Origin of the sequence: Neobacillus niacini (genome assembly GCF_048572935.1) — a bacterium.
Lineage (GTDB): Bacteria > Bacillota > Bacilli > Bacillales > Cytobacillaceae > Neobacillus > Neobacillus niacini.
This window is the reverse complement of the sequence record NZ_CP183883.1, coordinates 4,436,476-4,454,363: the sequence shown is the minus strand read 5'-3', so window position 1 is coordinate 4,454,363 and position 17,888 is coordinate 4,436,476. Positions and strand designations below refer to the sequence as shown.

Sequence of the window (17,888 nt, the reverse complement as noted above, 5' to 3'; positions counted from 1 at the left end):
TTTTAGGGAGGTAATAAACTGTGGAATTAAAAGGAAAAACGGAATTTAAACAGCCAGTTGATGTGATATGGAATGCATTACATGATCCAGAAATCCTTAAAGAAGTCATCCCTGGTTGTCAGCAATTGGCACTCATAGGTGAAACTGAGTATGACGTAAAAATGAAACTAGGGGTTGCAGCTGTGAAGGGGGAATATCATGGGAGAGTAAAATTGCAGGATGTAAAAAGATATCATTACTATATATTTAATGCTGAGGGAAGTGGCTCACCGGGGCATGTTACTGCAAAGATGGACTGTAGGCTCGCTCCTTCCGAAAATGGCTGTGTTTTAGAATGGGATTGCAATGCTGAAGTAGGGGGAATGATTGCCAGTGTGGGAAGCAGGGTGCTCAGCGGTATTGCAAAATTTATGGCAGGAAAGTTCTTCAAGGACATAGAAAAAGTAATAGTAAAAAAACTGTGACAAACTAAGGTCTCTCCTACTTTTGAATTAAGAATCATTAATATAAAAAATATATTAATGCAAGAATATACGCGAGTTGTTAGTTAGTATTAACTATCCCCAATTCTATAAAGAAAGGGGGTTTATTGGTGAAGGAAAAAATAATTTGAAAAATACATTGAAAGGGTTTACAAAGTGGGGTTTATGCAAAAATTCATCCAAAATCCAAGTATATTGCCCATTCATAGTGAAATCCTGAAGAAAAAGAGTAGGAGTGATGAAATGTGAAAAAACGATTGTCCTTTCTGTTTCAAGAGGGGCTTAGAGAAAAGCCCAATGGAGTTTTCTTTGTAATTTTTACAATTATTTCCGTATCCCTTTCCGTTTTTGAATTATGGTTAGGATCTGTAGGAAATATGAGTCCTTATGCGTATGCTGTTGTGTTTTTAACCGGGATACTTCCTGTTTCCTTTATTACAACGAGATTTTCAAAGACTTCCACACCCGTACTTGTAGTAATTGATTATATTCTTGGATTTCTAGTAATGGGCGCTGGTCTTCATTTTATTCTTAAAATGGATGTACTTTTGTCAAGAATTAGTGGTGTTGATCCTCTTAGCTTATTGGACATAATTTCAGGAATAATCATTTTAGTTGCAGTTCTGGAACTAACTCGCCGCACTCTCGGGTTTGGGCTTACGTTAATACTATTAGTAGGGTTAGGTTACACTTTTTTTGGCCACTACATCGGTGGGACATTTGGTCATCGATTAATTACGATTGATCACTTTATAGAAGAAATGGTTTTTACGACAAATGGGATTTATGGTGCACCTGTACAAGTAGCTGCTACTTATGCATTCTTATTTATTATGTTTGGACATTTCTTCCAAAAGGCAGGAGCAGGGCAATTCATCTTTGATATATGTGCTGCTTTTATGGGGAAAAAAGTAGGTGGTCTGGCTAAAGTAGCTGTCGCATCGGCAGGTATATTTGGAAGCATTTCCGGAAGTCCGTCTTCCGATGTTGCAACGACGGGATCAATCAACATTCCGATGATGAAAAAGCGGGGCTATAGCCCGGTTTTTGCAGGTGCAGTTGAAGCCGCTGCCGCTACTGGTGGAACGATTCTTCCCCCTATTATGGGATCTGTAGCCTTTCTAATGGCTGAGTTTACTGGTATTAGATATGTGGATATTGCAGTAGCGTCCGTTTTAAGTGCAATATTGTATTACTTAGGGATTTACTTCCAAGTGCATTTTCGTTCATTAAAGTTAAATTTAGTAGGGTTACCTGAAAATGAGATTCCTAGATTTAGTACCACTTTTAAGTATGGATTTTATTATATACTTCCAGTAATAGCCTTAGTTTGGGCAATGCTTAGTGGATTTACCCCTTCCCTTGCAGCCTGTATTGGAATTGCTGTAACGTTTCTATTAAGTTTTGTACGTCGCAGTACTTGGATTACGTGGAGACATATAATTGATATTTTTACCGATATTGTTTATTCCATCGCCCCATTAACCGTAGCATGTGCAACTGCTGGAGTTATTATCGGGGTAATCAATTTAACTGGTATGGCCGGGAAAATGACTTCGCTAATATTTACAATGACAGGCGGCAACTTGCTTTTGTCCCTGATTGTTTCAGCGGTAATTTGTGTCATTCTCGGAATGGGTATGCCAACTGCTTCTGTATACGTTTTAGTAGCTGCATTAGTATCCCCTGCACTTATCCAGCTTGGAATGGATGTATTACCAACTCATTTGTTCTTACTTTTCTTCTCAGCTTTATCGGCCATTACTCCTCCAGTTGGGGTGGCAGCGTTCACTGCTTCTGGGATAGCCAATGCTAATCCAATAGCCATAGGTTTTCAAGCTAGTAAATTAGCGTTTGTAGGTTTCCTAATTCCTTTTATGTTTGTTTTTCAGCCTAGCTTGCTTTTACAAGGCAGTATAGTAGAGATTGTGTTTACCGCTATTACCGCAGTTATTGGAGTATACGCTCTGGCTGCTGGGTACGAAAATTATTTATTCAATTCTTTAAATGTATGGAAGCGAATTGCCCTCATATTTGCAGGAATAGCTATGATTTATCCGGGACTAATTATTAATATAGCAGCGGGTACTGTAATCATTGCCATTGTTATAAACGATTATCTCACTAAAAAGAAAAATGTAGTTATTAATTCCCAAGTCATTGAGTTCGAATAATGGAAAGTAAAGTAACTCTTTAAAAGGATGCACCGCAATATAACCAAAAATTTAGGGGGAAGCTCGTATGAAAAAGAAAGTGTTTATTTTAATTCTTTTAATAACAACTTTGTTATTGGCTTCATGTGGTCAACAAGATCAGGCATCAACTAAAGAGGAAAAAGAAGGAAAAGAAGTAAAGACAGCTCCACTTTCATTGACGATGGCAGGAGGATCAGCGGGAGGATTCTGGTCACTGATAGGGGAAGGTGTAGGAAGTATCTTGCGTAAATCGAATCCGGGAACACAGTTCAGCTACGAAACCGGCAATGGAGTGAAAAACGTAATCTCCGTCTCTTCAGGACAAATTCCACTTGGGATTGCTTTTAATTTTGAAGTGAAAGCAGGATTAGCGGGTGAAGAACCTTTTACAAAGAAAATTGAACAGGTTACTGGATTAATTAATTTGTACGACAATGCACCACTTCAGGTTGCAATAACAAAAGACTTTGCTGAAAAATACGGAATTACATCCATGGAGGATATTGCTGAGAAAAAGCCACCTATCCGTATTGGTGTCAACCAGCGTGGTAATATGGTAGAAAAAGTAAATAAATATGTTTTCGAAGCTTATGGCATTAGCTATGATGACATTAAGAATTGGGGCGGAGAAGTATTCTTTGAGGCTTGGAAACCAAGTGCTGAGATGATGAAAGACAACAAATTAGATTGGACAGGTGATCCTGTGTTTGCACCGGACGCAACACTAATGGAATTATCTGCTACAAAAGATATTCTATTACTTCCAATAAATGAAAAGGCACAAAAATTGTTAAATGAAAAAATGGGCACCCCTCCAAGTGTTCTTAAGGCTAGTACCTATAAATTTCAGCCCAACGATATAAATACTGTTAATGCAGGTGCAATGATTATGGTAGACCCAAATATGACAGAGGATGAAGCATACACAATCACAAAAACGCTAGTTGAGAACATTGAAAGTATCCAAGCACTTCACAAAGATTTAGTAGCTCTTACTCCAGAAAAGATGGCAAATGTAGCACCAGCTAAATTACACCCAGGTGCAGAAAAGTATTTTAAAGAAAAAGGGATTTTGAAATAGAGGTTCTTATATTAGAAGAACTAACATTGGTACCTGATAATCTTATAAATATTAACATGGCTCTTGTTAGTAATTTTTTGCAATATTAATAGTTAAAAACAAAGGAGAAAAATTTTATGTTAAAACTAAGCTTAGCCACTGGCGATTATGATCGCTGTGCCCCCATTCATGATGGAAGAGTACGTGTACAAGGAGTCGATTTGTTTCCATTACATTTAGATGCAGAGGAGCTTTTCTTTCGAATGGCTCGGTACCAGGATATAGATGTTGCTGAATTTTCTTTATCATCCTATGTAATGGGAGTTTCTCGCGGGAACAGTCCTTTTATTGCACTGCCAGTATTTCTTTCACGTGCTTTTAGACACGGCAATATTTTAGTAAGAAGTGAAGCGGGGATTACTACACCGGAACAATTGATTGGAAAGCGAATTGGTGTTCCTGAATATCAAATGACAGCACTAGTCTGGCAGCGCGGAATTTTAGAAGACGAGTATGGTGTGTCTCCTGAATCGATTACTTGGGTTACCGGAGGAGAGGAACAGAGTGGAAGAAAAGAAAGAGTTCCATGGACCCCGCCGGCAAATCTTACAGTTGAGGAAGCGCCAGAAGGAAAAACCCTGACCTCCATGTTGTTAGCTGGTGAAATTGACGGTTTATTATGTGCAAGATTGCCTAAGGCGTTTGATGAAGGCGATCCGCGGATATCTCGACTTTTCCCAAACTATAAAGCAGTAGAAATGGATTATTATCGAAAAACGGGTATTTTCCCGATTATGCATACAGTGGTCGTCAAAAAAGATGTCTACCATGAAAATCCTTGGGTGGCCCAAGAACTCGTTAAATCCTTCAACCAAGCTAGGGAAATTGCGAAGAAGAATCTTTTCGATACAACGGCCATTAAAACGATGCTGCCTTGGTTTGTAGCAGACGCAGAGGAAGCACGTCAATTTTTCAAAGATGACTTATGGACATATGGATTGGAGAAAAATAGAAAGGCACTTGAAACATTTTTAGAGTATCACTACAAACAAGGGTTGTCTGAAAGACGTGTTAGGATTGAAGAATTATTTGCTCCAAATACAATAGAAGAGTTTGCTATATAAAATATTGTCGTAAGGGGAATGCTTTATTGCCAAGGACCTACTTTTAGGGCCCTTGGCAATGTCCTTTGTAAGGCAATCATTCATTTTGTTATGTCTGATAGTTAGTACTAACATACAAAGATGGTTGAAAGGAGAAAAAAATGGATCAACAACTATATGATATAACTGTGATAGGCGGGGGACCCACTGGATTATTTACAGCATTCTATGCAGGAATGAGACAATGCAGTGTAAAAATTATCGAAAGCATGCCACAACTAGGCGGCCAACTTGCAGCCCTTTATCCAGAAAAATATATTTACGATGTTGCGGGATTTCCGCATATACGTGCACAGGACTTGGTAAATAATTTAATAAAACAAATGGAACCCTTTCAACCCTCTATTAGACTGGAAGAACAAGTGATTAAAATTCACAAGCAAAACGATGGTACCTTTTTAATCTCAACGAATAAAGGAACTCATTTATCACGGGCGATCATTATTACAGCAGGTGTTGGTGCTTTTAAACCAAGAACGTTTGATCCTATAAATGCAAAGAGATTTGAAGGGACCAATTTACACTACTTTATTAAAGATTTGAATTTATTTAATAATAAAAAGGTTATTGTATTTGGTGGCGGGGATTCTGCAGTCGATTGGGCACTAGCACTTGAACCGATTGCAAAAGAGGTCAATCTGGTCCATCGCAGGGATAAATTTCGAGCACATGAGAGCAGTGTTACTAGGTTAAAGAATTCAAGGGTAAATATATTGACACCATTTACGATAAAAAGCGTAATTGGATCAGAAAGAATTGAAAAAATTGTCATAGAAAACATTCATACGAGTAAGGATATAGCTTTAGATGCTGATGATGTTATTGTGAACTTTGGATTCGTATCCTCATTAGGTCCTATTAATGAATGGGGAATTAAATTAGAAAAAGGTTCCATTCTCGTAAATACGAAAATGGAAACAAATATACCAGGGATCTATGCAGCAGGGGATGTAACATCCTATCCAGGAAAAGTAAAACTAATTACTGTTGGTTTCGGTGAAGGCCCAATCGCTGTAAATAATGCTAAAACCTATTTTGATCCAAGTGCAAAACTTCAGCCAGGCCATAGTACCTCAATGAACTTAGGTAATGAGTCATTGGAAAAAATCAATGTTTAACACAAAAAACAGTATATTAATAAAGTGATAGACTTCGAGATAAATCATGAAGGAGCCGCTAAAATATAAGATTGATAAAAATATTTTTGTTTAGAATGTATTGAAAATTCTAAATGTTTAATTTATGATGTATTTAATAAGTTAATAGAGTTAATTAAATATTGATTTCTATGTTAGTTAGTACTAACCAAAAATAAAAGGAGGGAATTAGTGGAATGGAACTAAAAGGGAAAACAGAATTTAAACAACCAGTAGAAGTTATTTGGAAGGCATTGCATGATCCGGAGATTTTAAAGGAGGTAATACCTGGCTGTCAACAATTGGAACTAGTTGGTGAAAACGAATATCAAGTGAGCATGAAACTAGGAGTTGCAGCTGTTAAGGGAGAATATATAGGAAAAGTAAGGCTAGAGGAAATCGAGAAGTTCCATTATTACATTTTTAATGCCGAGGGTAGTGGATCACCAGGGCATGTAACTGCAAAAATGGACTGTAAGCTAAGTCCTGTTGAAAATGGCTGTGTTCTTGAGTGGGATTGTAAGGCAGATGTGGGCGGAATGATTGCAAGTGTTGGGAGCAGGGTGCTAAGTGGTATTGCAAAATTCCTGGCAGGGAAATTCTTTAAAGACGTTATGAAGGAATCTATTAAAAAAACTGTGATTAACTAGAGACCCACCTGATACAAAGTGGAGGTAAATAAATGAAACCAGCAAAATTTAAGTTTTTACGGCCGGTCACGATTGAGGATGCTATTGAGTACTTAGAGGAATATGGAGAAGATGCTAAGATTATATCTGGAGGACAAAGCTTAATTCCAGTCCTTAATATGCGGTTATCAACACCAAAGTATCTAATTGATGTCAGTCGTATAAAAGAATTAAATTATATTAAAAAAGAAGGATCATTTCTTGCAATTGGTGCTCTAACGAGGCATTACGAGGTTGAAGAGTCCGAGTTAGTTCAAAAATATTGTCCATTACTTACAGAAGGTATGAAAAATGTAGGACATCCACAAATTCGCAGCCGTGGTACGATAGGTGGGAGCATTGCCCATGCTGATCCATCAGCAGAGCTGCCATGTATGTTAAGCGCGCTTCGAGGAGAAATCGTGATCATAGGACCGGATGGAGAAAGGACAGTGCCAACAGATGAGTTTTTCCTTACCTATCTTTTAACATCATTGGAACCAAATGAATTAGTGAAAGAGGTAAGATTTCCAGTAATAAACGAAAATTTTGGTTCCGCCTTCATTGAAATGACAAGGAGACATGGAGATTTTGCCCTTGTTGAAGTGGCTGCGGTGGTTGGACTTGATGAAGAAGGTACTTTTTCTTTCGTACAATTGGCTGTTGGAGGCGCGGGACCTACACCTATTATCTTAGAAGACATTGAAGACTTCCTAATTGGAAAAGAGCCAACGGAACAAGTGATTGAGGAAGCCGTTGAGGCTATTGAAGATTATCTTGACCCCGAAGGCGATCTGCACTCTTCGGCGGAGTATAGGGTTCATTTAGCTTCTGTATTAACAAAGCGAGCATTACTGACAGCAATTAATAGAGTACCAAAGGGGATGATGGCATGACCCTCGAAACGATTACGTTAACGGTCAATGGAAAAAAGGTAAAAAGAGAGGTGGAACCGCGTCTTTTACTTGCCGAATTTTTACGCGAAGAATTGGGACTAACGGGTACTCATATTGGGTGTGAACATGGTGTATGTGGAGCATGTACAGTAAAAATGGATAACAGATCCGTGCGCTCCTGTTTAGTCCTAACCGTACAGGCTGATGGAGCGGTAATTGAAACGGTTGAATCACTTGCAGCTGAAGATGGCACTCTACATCCGCTTCAACAAGCCTTTTCTGATAACCATGCGCTGCAATGCGGTTTTTGTACACCGGGATTTCTAATGTCCTTAGTATGTGATCTGGAGAAAAATCCTTCTCCAGATGATAATGAAATACGAGAGATGATTTCAGGAAATCTATGCAGATGTACGGGATATACGAATATTATCAAAGCTGTAAAACAATATTCTAAAGAAAAAGTTGCAAACGATGAAAATAAGCCAATAGTCGTTAAGTCTTAACAGTTAAGGCATTTCCTAAAAATCGGTAATGATAGATACCCAGAAAAAAGGGGGACTAAACCCATTACCAAAAAAGTGATAATAATATGTTACTTGAAAAAAGTCATTCTTTGTCCATCTTCTATAAAGCTATTATCAGAGATGTAGTTTAAAACTCATAAAATATACAATTGAAATTTAGAGAGGATGGGGTTGATGAAAAGTGTTTTTAAACCTTTTTTGAAAAGAAGGTATTTAGTTCTCGTTTTGCTTTGGTTTGTTTATGTTGTCAATTATTTAGATCGGTTAATTATTACTACATTTCTACCGTTCATGCAGGAAGATCTTCATCTTACTCCAGTTCAGTCAGGACAGCTAGTATCAGCATTCTTTTTTGTTTATGCATTATGCCAAATACCTTATGGATTTATCGTGGATAAATTCGGTGCAAAAAAAACGATGGGAGTCTCCATCCTTTTGTTTTCTGCTGTAACCGCCTTAACAGGATCAGTTAAGAACTTTCTTCATTTTATGATCCTTAGATTTGGATTAGCAATTGGTGAAGCTGGTTTTTACCCTGGAGCTGCTCAAACCATTAAAAGTTGGTTTCCTTCCAAAGAGCAGGGGATGGCGATGTCCTCGTTTTCAACAGGAAAAACTGTCGCATCCGCACTCGGGCCAGTTATACTTACAACACTTTCAGTTTACTTATTTGGCGGCTCTTGGCGCCCTGTATTTTACTTGCTTGCAATACCAGGTTTTATTAGTGCCATCTTCCTTTGGGTGTATGTACAGAATTCGCCTAATGAAATAAAGAATAAAACACAACCGCAGAATGAAACTAAAACGAAAACAATCCAAACTAATTCCATCCTTGAAACAAAAAAGATAAAAGATAAAAAAGTCAACTCTAGTATTTTCTTAAAGGATAGCTATTTCTATCTTTATTCTATCATTCAATTCTGCCAGCTCGCAGTTTATTGGGGTTGTACCACTTGGTTAACCTCATTCTTAGTAAAGCAGCATGGAATGAATATTCAACAAATGGGGATTATAGCCACTCTGCCGTATATTATTTCAATTTTTTCGATGATGCTAGGTGGATGGTTAATGGATAAGGTTTTCCATCGCATGAAACCAATCGCACTAATTGCTTATTTATCTCTTGTACCATTACTATTGGTGATTGGGCAGGTTGATAAAGGGAAAATCTCTGTGTTACTACCTTTATTGTTGCTTATTGGATTTTTTATCAGCTTTAATATTGGTGCTTCATTAGCTTCTTTACAAAACCGATATCCAAAAGAGGTCCTTGGAAGAGCTATAGGTATTTCAAATACATGTGGACAATTTGGTTCATTTATTTCTCCAGTTATTGCAGGTTATTTAGTAATTGTAACTGCATCCGGTTCACAGGACTTTCATAATGTATTTAACTTTTTAGCAGGTATTGCTGGAGTTGGTGCTCTCTGTGCAATTTTCATGAAAGAGAAGCCTCTTAAAGTATTAGATTTGCCAAAGTTTGAGGAAGAACAACCCAAACAGCAGATACTTTAATTGATATTTTAAGATATTCTAATAAAATATTTAAAAATTGACAATATAATAATTAGTTGGTAAATTATGAATATATAAATAATTTTAAAAATATATTTTGGGATCCATTAAAAAAATCCCAAAATGCTTTTATTTTATAAAGATATCTATATTGGTCAAATGTTAGTTATTGATAACTAACGCACTTTCTTCTTTTAGATGTCTAGACAAAGGGAGGAGATTTTTTGGGTACGGTACTGGACTCACAAGATATAAAAGATGAACGTAAATATATTGGTAGACCAATAAAAAGAAGAGAAGATAAGCGGTTGCTTACCGGGAAAGGTGAATATTTAGACGATATAAAACTCGTAAACATGCTTCATGTTGCTTTTTTAAGATCCCCATATGCACATGCAAAAATAATCGATATTAACGTTTCAAAAGCTTTAGAGATTGAAGGAGTCGAAGCGATTTTCACAGGCAAAGATTTGGTTAATCATGTTGGAATAATGCCAATTATGTCCAATGTCTATCCCGGCGTCCAAGAAAGGGAAAAACCGATCTTAAAGCCTCAAACGCAAAGAGCTTTAGCATATGATAAAGTACATTTTGTTGGAGAGCCAATTGCAGCCATTATAGCAAAATCACGCGCTATTGCGGAAGATGGACTTCAGCTAATAGACATAAGTTATGAACCCCTTGAGGCTGTTGTGGATCCAGAGATATCAGTGACAAATGATTCTCCGTTATTGCATCAAGATTGGGGAGATAATGTAGCTGTTTCATATAAGGTTGAAGCTGGGGATGTTCAAGCCGCTTTTGCTCAATCGGATTTTGTGTTACAAGAGGAACTTAAAATTAATAGACAAAGCCCAAACCCAATGGAAACGCGTGGAGTTGTATCCAAGTGGGATGAACAAACTAATTCACTGACAGTCTGGAGTTCAACCCAGATGCCACATAAACTAAGATCTCATATTTCCAGTTGCTTAGGGCTTCCAGAAATGGATATAAGAGTGATTGCACCGAATGTAGGGGGGGGATTTGGCGGTAAAGCCTTGATTTATCCTGAAGAGATTGCCATGTCATATTTTGCGGCAAAATTGAAAATTCCATTAAAATGGACTGAGGATCGTTTGGAACATATGACAAGTGCCGCCCATGCAAGAGATCAGCTTCATAAAGTAGAAATTGGCTTTATGAAAGACGGAACCATTACAGGGTTGCGTGACGAGCTAATCCTTGATACGGGTGCTCACAGTTTATATGGTATCAATTCCACCTACAACACAGCAGCTCATTTACCGGGTCCTTATCGAATCCTAAACTATGAATGTGAGGTAAAGGTTGCCGTTACGAATAAAACTCCTTGTTCTCAATATCGCGGTGCAGGGCGGCCGGAAGCAGTGTTTGTAATGGATAGAATGATAGACATAATTGCAAAGAAACTGCAAATAGATCCTGTAGAGGTTCGAAGAAGGAACCTTATAACGCTCGAGGAAATGCCTTTTGACACTGGCCGAATTTATAAAGACGGCAAGCCACTGGTATATGATTCCGGCGACTATCATGCTTGTTTTGAAAAAACAGTTAACGCATTAAACTTAAAAGAATTTAGAAAAGAGCAAAAAAAGGCAGTACAGGATGGAAGATTTCTAGGAATTGGATTTTCTGCTTATGTAGAAGGAACTGGTCAAGGACCTCACGATGGCTGCAAAATAGAAATAGACCCTACTGGAACTGTTCTTTGTAAGGTTAGTTCAGCAGACCAGGGGCAAGGTCATAAAACGACATGGGCACAAATATGCGCAGAAACATTAGGGGTTAACATTGAAAGTGTGCAAGTAATAATTGGGGATACGGGTGCTATACGCTATGGGAACGGCACCTATGGAAGCAGAAGTACAGTTGTGAGTGGCAGTGCTGTTCTAAAGGCGGCCCAAGAAATTCGGAAAAAGGCATTAAAAATTGCTTCAGTTTTACTTGAAGTTCCATCTAGTGATTTAAAGATAGAACTTGGGCGAGTATCCCATAAAGAATACGAAGATCGCGGATATACTTACGCTGAACTAGCAGAATGGGTTAAGCCGAATAAATTACCCTCAAACTCGACAGATATTGAACCGGGTTTGCAGGCGGAGATTTATTTTATTCCTGAAACTGTAACCTATTCTAACGGAGTTCATGGAGCCATTGTAGAAGTAGACACCGAAACTGGAAAAATAGACATCTTAAACTATGTGGTTGCACATGACGCAGGTAAAATAATCAATCCGTTAATTGCCGATGGTCAATTAATGGGTGGAGTTGCTCAAGGAATTGGCGGGGCGATTTATGAAGAGATTGTTTATGATAAAAATGGACAATTATTAACAGGTACATATATGGATTACCTATTGCCAACTGCAAGCGAAATTCCTGAAATTACGGCAATCCATATGGAATCACCTAGTCCAAGAAACCCGCTTGGCGTTAAAGGTTTGGGGGAAGGTGGAACGATATCTCCTCCCGCTGTTTTAGCTAATGCAATTGAAGATGCACTGAGTCAATTTGATCTGAAGATAAATAAATTACCATTATCGCCTAATTATATTTGGTCATTATTGAATAATCGATAATAGCATTAACACTATTTTAAACAAAAAGGAGATAGAGTATATGTTAAAACTAAGCTTAGCTACAGGTGATTATGATCGTTGTGCCCCCATTCATGATGGAAGAGTACGTGTACAAGGAGTCGATTTATTTCCATTACATTTAGATGCTGAGGAGCTGTTCTTTAGAATGGCCCGGTACCAGGATATAGATGTTGCTGAATTTTCTTTATCATCCTATGTAATGGGAGTTTCTCGCGGGAACAGTCCTTTTATTGCACTGCCTGTATTTCTTTCACGTGCGTTTAGACACGGTAATATTTTAGTAAGAAGTGACGCCGGGATTAATGCACCTGAACAATTGATTGGAAAGCGTATCGGTGTTCCTGAATATCAAATGACTGCCCTAGTATGGCAACGAGGTATTTTAGAAGACGAGTATGGTGTGTCTCCTGAATCGATTACTTGGATTACCGGAGGAGAAGAACAGAGTGGAAGAAAAGAAAGAGTACCATGGAACCCGCCGGCAAATCTTACAGTCGAAGAAGCCCCGGAAGGGAAAACACTGACGTCCATGTTGTTAGCGGGAGAAATTGATGGTCTATTATGTGCAAGATTGCCTAAAGCATTTGATGAAGGAGATCCTCGCATATCGCGGCTCTTTCCAAACTATAAAGCAGTAGAAATGGATTATTATCGAAAAACGGGCATTTTCCCGATTATGCATACAGTAGTCGTTAAAAAAGATGTCTATAATGAAAATCCTTGGGTGGCCCAAGAACTAGTAAAGTCTTTCAACCAAGCGAGGGAAATCGCAAAGAAGAATCTTTTCGATACAACGGCCATTAAAACGATGCTGCCTTGGTTTGTAGCAGATGCAGAGGAGGCACGTCAATTTTTTAAAGATGATTTATGGACATATGGATTGGAGAAAAATAGAAAGGCACTCGAAACATTTTTAGATTATCACTACAAACAAGGTTTATCTGAAAGACGTGTAAGAATTGAAGAATTGTTTGCCCCAAATACGATTGAGGAATTTGCTATATAAAGAAAATATTTTGTGCCGGTTTTGGTTTTTAACTGCCAAGGGTCAGCTAATTGTACCCTTGGCAGAAATTCGCAAAAGCACATACTCTTGTGATGTGTACATATATATTTAGAAGATTGATTGTCACATTGACAAAAAATTCCCACTAAAATATTATGATAGTAAACTAAAAGAGGGGAGGATATCACTTTGGTAATAGATATGGCAGATACAAGTGATCGTCTGCTCTATGCAGCAATTAATTTAATATCCGAAAAGGGATATAAAGCAGTTTCGACAAAAGAAATTGCAAAAGAAGCGTCTGTTAGTGAAATGACGTTATTTCGTCATTTCGGTACAAAACAAGGCATGTTAGAAGCGGCAATTGATCGCTTTTATTACTCTACATCAATGAAGGAACTCTTTGAAAAAAATATTGTTTGGGATTTGGAAGCAGATCTGCTTATGTTAAGTGAGTCTTATCTTAGATTAATGCAAAAAAATAAAAAAGTAATTCATATTGCATTTAAAGAAGGCAATTCCATTGAAGGATTATTTAATCAGATTAATAAGCATCCACGTCAATTAAAGGAACTTCTCATTAATTATTTCTTAGAAATGAAACAACAAGGAAAGGTTAGATTCGTCGGTAACTTTGAAAGTTTGGCAATGGCCTATTTATATATGGTTTATGGTGAGTTTGTTTCACGTAATTTTGTAGAAGGACATGAAATTACCTCAATAGACGAGAATGAATTTATTAATACAACCGTTCAGTTATTTGTGAGTGCACTTAAAAAGTAAAACCGTTTAATTTTGTTAATTTAGGAATAATTTAATTGTGAGTTATCGCAAACTAACCTTCTGCTTAACTAAATAACAAAAAATAGACGCTCAGAGAAAATTCTGAGCGTCTATTTTTGAATATATATTCATCAGTTAAATCTTACTCAATATCTCCCGACTAATTATGTTGTCCACGTACTACACAAGGCTTTTATTCATTACGATAAAAACTCACCAGGATTCAAACCAAGCTCACGGCAAATATCGCTGACCATTTGCATTTCATTGTGGTCAAAGTTGCCATCTGCATAACCAATAGCGATACAGTAACGAGCCACTAAGCGGGCAATTTCAGGCTTCGTTCTTATTTTTCCAAGTGCACGGAAGGCTTCAGCTCTTCCAATCATACGATCTGCTTCAATACGGGACACAAAGTAATTAAATCGTTGAAGCACTTTATTACTGTCAAATACGCGTAATTCTTCGCTGGAATGAATAAATTCTACCATTTTTTGTCTTTCCATAGCATCCAAGTATCCGTCTGCCATGGAAACCAATGCACAAGCGGCTACGACCGCTTCTAATACGTCCTGACTCTTGTAACGATTAAACAATTCTTGTGCTTTTCTCTTGGATTGATTCGCCCATTCCGCGTAGTCCGTTTGGTTTGGGGACCATGAGTTGCCGCAGCTATTACATGTGAATTTCAACTGATTCTTCCCAATAAATCCTCCAAGCAAACCGACTGGACCAAGTATTAAACCGCCAATCGCTGCTTTACCCAAACCAAATCCCTTTTGTCCAGTACGAATATTAGTTGAACTACAGCGTGGACAATGAATATCATCCCCATATGTACGATTGGTGCTTCCATGTGAGGTTTGGGTTGGATATCCAAAAGCTGGTTGAGAATAGGATGATTCCGGTTGTAAATGGATACGCTCGTGCTGTTGATTTTGTTGGTATGGGTTAGAGCTGTATGAATTTTGATTATAGGATGGTTGATTATTATATTGATTTTGGCTGCTATATTGGCTCTGATTGTTAAACTGATTTTGATGGTTGTTAAATAAATTTTGTTGAACAGGCGGTGTGTTTTCCGGTGCCGGATCATCCACACTTACACCGAAATTGCGGCATAAAGCAGCTAGTCCACCTTGAAAACCACTGGCTATCGCATTAAATTTCCATTCTCCGTTATGGCGGTAAAGTTCTGCTGCAACAATCGCGGTTTCAACAGTAAAGTCTCTGCCTAGGTTAAAACGAAGCAGCTCTTCATTCGTTTGTTCATTGAAAATGCGCACGTATGAATTAGAGATTTGTCCAAAATTCTGGTGCTTCATTTGTGCATCATGAATCGTAATCGTGAATGCAATTCGGTGGATGTGGCTTGGCACCCTTTGCAAATCGATGCGGATTTGTTCGTCATCACGTTCGCCAGCTCCACTGCGGTTGTCCCCACTGTAATTTATTGAGCCGTTGCCTCCAGATGGATTATTATAAAAAATAAAATCCTGGTCGCTTTGAACCTTTCCAGACGCTCCTAATAAAAAGGTGGAAGCATCTAAATCAAAGTTAGACCCATTATGTGCAATATCCCATCCTAAGCCAACGACAACATTCTGCAGACCAGGATGTGACTTTGTTAAATCAACTTTTTGTCCTTTACTAAGTGTAACTCCCACGTATTTCACTCCTAATCGTGTTTACTATTTTTATTTTATTATAAAGCAACCATTGTAGAAGAACGAATTCTTCACTGATATATTTCCTACTGCTTACATTTACGTTAACTTGGCGAAAAAGTTTCAAAAATGTATATAGTAGTAAATAAGAAAAGTTTTTATACCCGTATCTTTTTATTCCACCTAAACGTTTATAGTGTAGAGAGTGTTAAGGGAGTGAAAATAATGTCAAACAAACTTAGCCCGTGTACCTTAGAGGCTGTGCAGCATGATGAAGGGTCTGAGGATCCTACCTGGAATGAATATTATTTTAAACTGCAGAAATATTGTCATTTTCTAACCCAGAGTAAATGGGATGGAGACGATTTAGCACAAGAGGCGTTGGTAAAGGCAATATCCTATTACAGCCAAGAGAGAATCACTCCGGCGTTATTAAATAAAATAGCACACAATCATTGGATGGATACACTTCGTAAAAGAAAGAACGAACCATTCATTCATGAACAAATGCGTGAGGAGAACTATTTTTCAGCGGGGGATACGATTGCTTCAGTGGATTTGTTACTGGACACCTTTACTCCACGGCAGGCAATCATCTTTCTTTTAAAAGAAGCGTTTCAATATCAATCGAAGGAAATTGCAGAAATATTAAATACGACAGAAATGGCAGTAAAGGCGAGTCTTAACAGGGCTAAGAAACGAATCGGAAATGAACGGGAACCTTTTTCCTTAGATTCGTTTTGGGAAGAGGAGGAACGAGAACAGCTCTGGGATCTTTTTCATGATTCACTCGTCAACCAAGACCCAACAGTCCTAATTGAAGCCATACCGTCCGTAAGTAGGTTGATTAATGTTCCTAAGGCAGTTTCCAGAACACCAGTTACATTGAAAGCTTCATCTCCTTTAAGCACTCTCTGTATGGCTGCATAGCCAATTACTAGCTTTTAAGGAGGATTTAGATAATGAGTACCATTCCATATGTAATTGAACAGTCCAACCGCGGTGAACGCTCTTATGATATATATTCTCGGCTATTAAAGGACCGAATCATTATAATTGGTGAAGAAATTAATGATCATACCGCGAATAGCGTTGTAGCTCAATTATTATTTTTAGCAGCGGACGCACCTGATAAAGAAATCTCTCTCTATATTAACAGTCCAGGCGGTTCTACCTCAGCGGGGTTTGCCATTTTTGATACGATGCAATACATTAAGCCTGACGTCAGAACCATATGTACGGGAATGGCAGCGTCGTTTGGTGCCATGCTGCTGCTAGCTGGGACGAAGGGAAAGCGATATGCATTGCCAAATAGTGAAATCATGATCCATCAGCCTCTGGGTGGCGTCAGGGGTCAGGCTACAGAAATAGAAATCTCAGCAAAACGAATCTTAAAATTGCGGGAACATATCAATCAAATTATTGCCGAAAGAACCGGTCAAAGTGTTGAAAAAGTCGCAAAAGATACCGACCGCGACTACTTTATGAGTGCAGAAGAAGCCAAAGAATATGGAATAATCGATGAGATATTATACCCAAAGGTATAATACAAAAATAATTTGCAAAAATAACAAGAAAAAGGTTAGCAATTGCTAGCCTTTTTTTTATTGACACCATTTATGACATACCATATAGTTAAACAGGTGAATAGTTTAACAGTTTAACTATTATTTTTGAAGTAGAAGTGAGGTGAGAAATGGACGATGGATAAAAAAATTATTCAAGAATTAATCGACCGCTATGTGTCCGTTTCTTTTGAAGTCAATAAGAAGGCTGAGTCCTTAATCAAAAGTCAGATTGAAGAAGATATTACGATTGATCAGCACTACATTATTAGATACATTCAGAATTCTACTGAGTGTACGTCCTCTGAACTGGCAGAGGCCTTTGAGGTCAATAAAAGTGCGATTACCGCTATCATTAATCGATTAGCGGACAGAGGTGTAATTGAAAGAACACGAGATGAAAACGATCGAAGAGTAGTATATCTTACCTTAAGTGAAAAAGGAAAAGAGATGAGTCGAAAAACTCAGGAAAAGGTGCACCTTTTGGTAGAGTCATTGATTACCCAATTTGATGAAACGGAAATCACTAATTTTATTAATACGTATGAGAAATTAGCCCTGATATTAACCAACATGAAAAAGGAAGAAATGGGGGAGTAAAAAC

16 protein-coding genes are annotated in these 17,888 nt (G+C 37.9%); 15 read left to right on the top strand and 1 reads right to left on the bottom strand.

What is annotated here, in order from left to right:
• The first annotated feature begins 20 nt into the window (after positions 1 to 20).
• The 12 genes from ACN6MT_RS22025 to ACN6MT_RS21970 all read left to right on the top strand — a co-directional run bounded on the left by ACN6MT_RS22025 (position 21) and on the right by ACN6MT_RS21970 (position 14,052).
• Complete coding sequence (locus ACN6MT_RS22025; protein ID WP_419888056.1) at positions 21 to 464, top strand: CoxG family protein; 444 nt, start codon at positions 21 to 23, stop codon at positions 462 to 464.
• A gap of 263 nt (positions 465 to 727) precedes the next feature.
• Entirely contained in the window at positions 728 to 2,656 is a 1,929-nt protein-coding gene (locus tag ACN6MT_RS22020) for a TRAP transporter permease (RefSeq protein WP_419888055.1), read from the top strand.
• 67 nt (positions 2,657 to 2,723) lie between these two features.
• The gene (locus ACN6MT_RS22015; protein WP_419888054.1) at positions 2,724 to 3,758 is read left to right on the top strand and encodes a TAXI family TRAP transporter solute-binding subunit; all 1,035 of its coding nucleotides are present in this window, start codon (positions 2,724 to 2,726) and stop codon (positions 3,756 to 3,758) included.
• A 116-nt stretch (positions 3,759 to 3,874) separates the two neighbouring features.
• Complete coding sequence (locus ACN6MT_RS22010) at positions 3,875 to 4,861, top strand: ABC transporter substrate-binding protein (protein ID WP_419888053.1); 987 nt, start codon at positions 3,875 to 3,877, stop codon at positions 4,859 to 4,861.
• A gap of 140 nt (positions 4,862 to 5,001) precedes the next feature.
• Positions 5,002 to 6,018 (top strand): NAD(P)/FAD-dependent oxidoreductase, encoded by a 1,017-nt coding sequence (locus ACN6MT_RS22005; RefSeq protein WP_419888052.1) that lies wholly within the window; start codon positions 5,002 to 5,004, stop codon positions 6,016 to 6,018.
• A gap of 215 nt (positions 6,019 to 6,233) precedes the next feature.
• Positions 6,234 to 6,686 carry a CoxG family protein gene (locus ACN6MT_RS22000; RefSeq protein WP_419888051.1) on the top strand — a complete coding sequence of 151 codons (453 nt, stop codon included), beginning with the start codon at positions 6,234 to 6,236 and terminating at the stop codon, positions 6,684 to 6,686.
• Positions 6,687 to 6,718: 32 nt separating this feature from the next.
• Positions 6,719 to 7,600, top strand: a complete 882-nt coding sequence (locus ACN6MT_RS21995) for an FAD binding domain-containing protein (protein WP_419888050.1) — start codon at positions 6,719 to 6,721, stop codon at positions 7,598 to 7,600.
• Positions 7,597 to 8,106, top strand: a complete 510-nt coding sequence (locus ACN6MT_RS21990; RefSeq protein WP_419888049.1) for a (2Fe-2S)-binding protein — start codon at positions 7,597 to 7,599, stop codon at positions 8,104 to 8,106. Before ACN6MT_RS21995 ends, ACN6MT_RS21990 begins: the two co-directional genes overlap by 4 nt.
• A gap of 195 nt (positions 8,107 to 8,301) precedes the next feature.
• Complete coding sequence (locus ACN6MT_RS21985) at positions 8,302 to 9,642, top strand: MFS transporter (RefSeq protein ID WP_419888048.1); 1,341 nt, start codon at positions 8,302 to 8,304, stop codon at positions 9,640 to 9,642.
• Between the two features lie 224 nt (positions 9,643 to 9,866).
• Entirely contained in the window at positions 9,867 to 12,242 is a 2,376-nt protein-coding gene (locus ACN6MT_RS21980; protein WP_419888047.1) for a xanthine dehydrogenase family protein molybdopterin-binding subunit, read from the top strand.
• A 40-nt stretch (positions 12,243 to 12,282) separates the two neighbouring features.
• Positions 12,283 to 13,269 carry an ABC transporter substrate-binding protein gene (locus ACN6MT_RS21975; RefSeq protein ID WP_419888046.1) on the top strand — a complete coding sequence of 329 codons (987 nt, stop codon included), beginning with the start codon at positions 12,283 to 12,285 and terminating at the stop codon, positions 13,267 to 13,269.
• 189 nt (positions 13,270 to 13,458) lie between these two features.
• Positions 13,459 to 14,052, top strand: a complete 594-nt coding sequence (locus ACN6MT_RS21970) for a TetR/AcrR family transcriptional regulator (RefSeq protein ID WP_419888045.1) — start codon at positions 13,459 to 13,461, stop codon at positions 14,050 to 14,052.
• Positions 14,053 to 14,252: 200 nt separating this feature from the next.
• Here ACN6MT_RS21970 and ACN6MT_RS21965 read toward each other — a convergent pair whose 3' ends face one another.
• Positions 14,253 to 15,719 (bottom strand): TerD family protein, encoded by a 1,467-nt coding sequence (locus ACN6MT_RS21965; RefSeq protein WP_419888044.1) that lies wholly within the window; start codon positions 15,717 to 15,719, stop codon positions 14,253 to 14,255.
• 225 nt (positions 15,720 to 15,944) lie between these two features.
• Here ACN6MT_RS21965 and ACN6MT_RS21960 point away from each other — a divergent pair, with 225 nt between their 5' ends.
• The 3 genes from ACN6MT_RS21960 to ACN6MT_RS21950 all read left to right on the top strand — a co-directional run bounded on the left by ACN6MT_RS21960 (position 15,945) and on the right by ACN6MT_RS21950 (position 17,884).
• Complete coding sequence (locus ACN6MT_RS21960; protein ID WP_419888043.1) at positions 15,945 to 16,649, top strand: sigma factor-like helix-turn-helix DNA-binding protein; 705 nt, start codon at positions 15,945 to 15,947, stop codon at positions 16,647 to 16,649.
• 32 nt (positions 16,650 to 16,681) lie between these two features.
• Positions 16,682 to 17,266, top strand: a complete 585-nt coding sequence (clpP, locus tag ACN6MT_RS21955) for an ATP-dependent Clp endopeptidase proteolytic subunit ClpP (protein WP_034673907.1) — start codon at positions 16,682 to 16,684, stop codon at positions 17,264 to 17,266.
• A gap of 156 nt (positions 17,267 to 17,422) precedes the next feature.
• Entirely contained in the window at positions 17,423 to 17,884 is a 462-nt protein-coding gene (locus tag ACN6MT_RS21950; protein ID WP_034673906.1) for a MarR family winged helix-turn-helix transcriptional regulator, read from the top strand.
• The last annotated feature ends 4 nt before the right edge of the window (positions 17,885 to 17,888 follow it).

Coding starts and splice junctions, on each gene's coding strand:
- ACN6MT_RS21985 (WP_419888048.1), top strand. CDS start 8,302: ATGAAAAGTGTTTTTAAACCTTTTTTGAAAAGAAGGTATTTAGTTCTC.
- ACN6MT_RS22010 (WP_419888053.1), top strand. CDS start 3,875: ATGTTAAAACTAAGCTTAGCCACTGGCGATTATGATCGCTGTGCCCCC.
- ACN6MT_RS21990 (WP_419888049.1), top strand. CDS start 7,597: ATGACCCTCGAAACGATTACGTTAACGGTCAATGGAAAAAAGGTAAAA.
- ACN6MT_RS21950 (WP_034673906.1), top strand. CDS start 17,423: ATGGATAAAAAAATTATTCAAGAATTAATCGACCGCTATGTGTCCGTT.
- ACN6MT_RS21995 (WP_419888050.1), top strand. CDS start 6,719: ATGAAACCAGCAAAATTTAAGTTTTTACGGCCGGTCACGATTGAGGAT.
- ACN6MT_RS22000 (WP_419888051.1), top strand. CDS start 6,234: ATGGAACTAAAAGGGAAAACAGAATTTAAACAACCAGTAGAAGTTATT.
- ACN6MT_RS21975 (WP_419888046.1), top strand. CDS start 12,283: ATGTTAAAACTAAGCTTAGCTACAGGTGATTATGATCGTTGTGCCCCC.
- ACN6MT_RS21960 (WP_419888043.1), top strand. CDS start 15,945: ATGTCAAACAAACTTAGCCCGTGTACCTTAGAGGCTGTGCAGCATGAT.
- ACN6MT_RS22015 (WP_419888054.1), top strand. CDS start 2,724: ATGAAAAAGAAAGTGTTTATTTTAATTCTTTTAATAACAACTTTGTTA.
- ACN6MT_RS22005 (WP_419888052.1), top strand. CDS start 5,002: ATGGATCAACAACTATATGATATAACTGTGATAGGCGGGGGACCCACT.
- clpP (WP_034673907.1), top strand. CDS start 16,682: ATGAGTACCATTCCATATGTAATTGAACAGTCCAACCGCGGTGAACGC.